Genomic DNA, 1896 nt, shown 5'->3' with positions numbered 1-1896 from the left:
TGGGGCCCGACCACCCTCTTCACCCAAGGTGAGTTCGAACCGACCACCGCGGAAGCGGCCCAACTGTCGGCGCGCGGTGTTGCGATCGAGCGCACGCCGGTGGTCGAGCTGCTGGGAGACGCGCCCAGGACAGAGGCCCTGCGGCTCGGGGACGGACGGGTGATCGCGGCCGACGCCGTATTCACGGCGCCGCGGACCCGTGTCGCCAGCCCGCTGGCCGAACAGCTCGGCTGCGCGTTCGTAGACGGCCCGACCGGCCCCTTCATCCAGGTGGACGGCGTCAAGCAGACCAGCGTCCCCGGGGTGTTCGCCGCCGGTGATGCGGCTCAGGCCATGCACAACGCGACCCTCGCCTCGGCCGCGGGCGTCCTGGCGGGCGTGTCGGCCCACCGGTCCCTGGTCATGGCCGAGGCGGGCTGTTCATAGCCGCCGCAGCCAGGACCCCGAACATGCAACCGTTCAGCGATCCGAAGCTGGTCTCCACGTACGCCGAAGACACTCCGCGAAGGGTGCCGGGCCTCGCCGACCTCCACCGCATGGCGATGCTGCTGCTGGCCGAGCGCGCGCCTGTCGGGGCGGAGTTCCTGGTGCTGGGCGCAGGCGGAGGCCTTGAATTGCGGGCGCTCGCAGAGGCCCAGCCGTCCTGGCGTTTCGTCGGCGTGGATCCGTCCGCCGAGATGCTCGAACTGGCGCGCCGGCTCCTGCGGCCCCATGGCTGCACTTCCTCTCCAAGAACGAGCGGCTGCATGTGCTGAAGCAGCTGAGGCGACGCACCCGACCCGGAGCGCCCCTGGTGGCGGCTCGCCACGGCCTTCCAATGCGCGGCGAGGCCGCGCGCTGGCTGTCCCTGTCGGCCGCCTTTGCGGATCGCTTGGAGGCCGATACGGCGCGTTCGGCCGCATCGGGAGCGCTGATGGCCGAGCGGCTGCATATCCCCCACGAGGAAGAAGTGGATCTCTTAAGGGAAGCGGGCTTCTCCGACGTCGCGCTCTTCTATGCCGGATTGTCTTTCCGGGGCTGGGTCGCCGTCGCGTGACGGCCGACTAGGCCGCCATCCTCGCTTTGAACACCCCGTCCGGCAGCCGCGCCGCGCGCGACGGGTGGATGAAGAAGTAGTCCTTCCACGGCAGGTCCGGCACCACCGTCGTCCGCTCCTCGAGCCTGTCCCCGTTCAGGGCGAACATGCGATACCCGCGCGAGCGGAAGACGTCGACGACGTCTTCGGCGCAGGCGCCGAAGCGGCCTTCGAGCATGGCGGGGTGGATCTCGACGAGGACGTGGGGCAGGTCGCGTTCGATGACGCCCTCGGCGCCCTTCAGCGCGCGCAGCTCGGCGCCTTCGATGTCCATGCGGATGAAGTCGACCTTGTTGAGGTCGTTGGCGGCGCAGTAGTCGTCGAGCGTGACGACGGGGGTGGGCTGGATCTCCGAGCCGACGTCCTGCAGGTCCGGGCGCACGGCGCCCAGGGGCCGCTCCTCGGCGACGAAGGCGTAGGCCCGGCCCATGCGGCCGGAGGTCTTCTTGGGCGTCACCAGGAGGAGCTGGCCGGGGCGGTCGGAGACGGCGGCGTGCACCGGGGTCACCCGGTCGGCGATGCCATGCCAGACGAGGCAGGTCTTCAAGACCTCGAAGGTGAAGGCCGAGGGCTCGAAAGCGTGGATGCGGGCTCTGGGGGCGACCTTGGTCATAACGTAGGAGTGGCGCCCGTCGCTGGCGCCGACGTGCAGGCACACCGGGGCGCCCGACAGCAGGTCGGCGATGTACGGCGTCTCGGGCTCGTGCTTGGCCCAGCGCAGGTTGCGGCGCCAGGCGCGGAAGGCGTGGCCGAGCACGCGGATCGACGGCATGCAGACTCCTATCGGTACGCCGCTCTTAAGCCGCCGGCCGGGTGACCGT

The 1896-nt window shown here is 70.6% G+C and carries 4 protein-coding genes; 3 read left to right on the top strand and 1 reads right to left on the bottom strand.

Annotation, left to right across the window (positions count from 1 at the left end; all coding sequences use genetic code 11):
* The 3 genes from VHK87_RS15830 to VHK87_RS15820 form a co-directional block, all read left to right on the top strand.
* A partial coding sequence (locus tag VHK87_RS15830) for an FAD-dependent oxidoreductase (RefSeq protein WP_329635856.1) occupies positions 1-426 on the top strand: 426 nt, incomplete at its 5' end.
* A 23-nt stretch (positions 427-449) separates the two neighbouring features.
* Positions 450-755, top strand: a complete 306-nt coding sequence (locus tag VHK87_RS15825; RefSeq protein ID WP_329635855.1) for a class I SAM-dependent methyltransferase — start codon at positions 450-452, stop codon at positions 753-755.
* 62 nt (positions 756-817) lie between these two features.
* The gene (locus tag VHK87_RS15820; protein ID WP_329635854.1) at positions 818-1036 is read left to right on the top strand and encodes a hypothetical protein; all 219 of its coding nucleotides are present in this window, start codon (positions 818-820) and stop codon (positions 1034-1036) included.
* A gap of 7 nt (positions 1037-1043) precedes the next feature.
* On the opposite strand, the gene VHK87_RS15815 is transcribed toward VHK87_RS15820, so the two are convergent.
* Positions 1044-1847 (bottom strand): FkbM family methyltransferase, encoded by an 804-nt coding sequence (locus VHK87_RS15815; RefSeq protein ID WP_329635853.1) that lies wholly within the window; start codon positions 1845-1847, stop codon positions 1044-1046.
* Between the last annotated feature and the right edge of the window lie 49 nt (positions 1848-1896).

It is taken from the genome of Phenylobacterium sp. (assembly GCF_036263695.1).
Classification (GTDB): domain Bacteria; phylum Pseudomonadota; class Alphaproteobacteria; order Caulobacterales; family Caulobacteraceae; genus Phenylobacterium.
The sequence above is the reverse complement of the archived record's forward strand: the minus strand, read 5'-3'. Positions and strand labels throughout refer to the sequence as shown.

Excerpts from the sequence above, each read along its gene's own strand:
- VHK87_RS15825 (WP_329635855.1), top strand. The coding sequence starts at position 450 with ATGCAACCGTTCAGCGATCCGAAGCTGGTCTCCACGTACGCCGAAGAC.
- VHK87_RS15820 (WP_329635854.1), top strand. The coding sequence starts at position 818 with ATGCGCGGCGAGGCCGCGCGCTGGCTGTCCCTGTCGGCCGCCTTTGCG.
- VHK87_RS15815 (WP_329635853.1), bottom strand. The coding sequence starts at position 1,847 with ATGCCGTCGATCCGCGTGCTCGGCCACGCCTTCCGCGCCTGGCGCCGC.